The organism is Sedimentibacter sp. B4 (assembly GCF_000309315.1).
Lineage (GTDB): Bacteria > Bacillota > Clostridia > Tissierellales > Sedimentibacteraceae > Sedimentibacter > Sedimentibacter saalensis.
In genome coordinates, this window is sequence record NZ_CANG01000507.1 from 1 (window position 1) to 228 (window position 228).

Below are 228 nucleotides of genomic sequence, written 5' to 3' on the forward strand. Positions count from 1 at the left end.
GAGAACGCTACGGAATTCGGAACCGTCCCCTTCCGGTTCAATCGGCTCGTCATGGGCGGAATGAACCGGAAAGGAACCGTCCCCGGTAGCCCCGATCCTGCGCCGGGGTGGGGCGTGGTGAGGGACGACGCAGGAACCGTCCCCTCGGGATCAGCGCAGCCGGTGGGCGCGGAAGAGGACGGCGTTCGCGACCCCGAGAGCCTGACCGGCGCCACTGGTGGAGCCGCT

At 68.9% G+C, this 228-nt stretch carries 1 protein-coding gene; it reads left to right on the plus strand.

The genetic code is table 11. From position 1 onward, the window contains the following. Positions 1-228, plus strand: a 228-nt coding sequence (locus tag BN358_RS27700; protein ID WP_040583129.1) for a hypothetical protein, incomplete at both ends; no start/stop codon positions are given.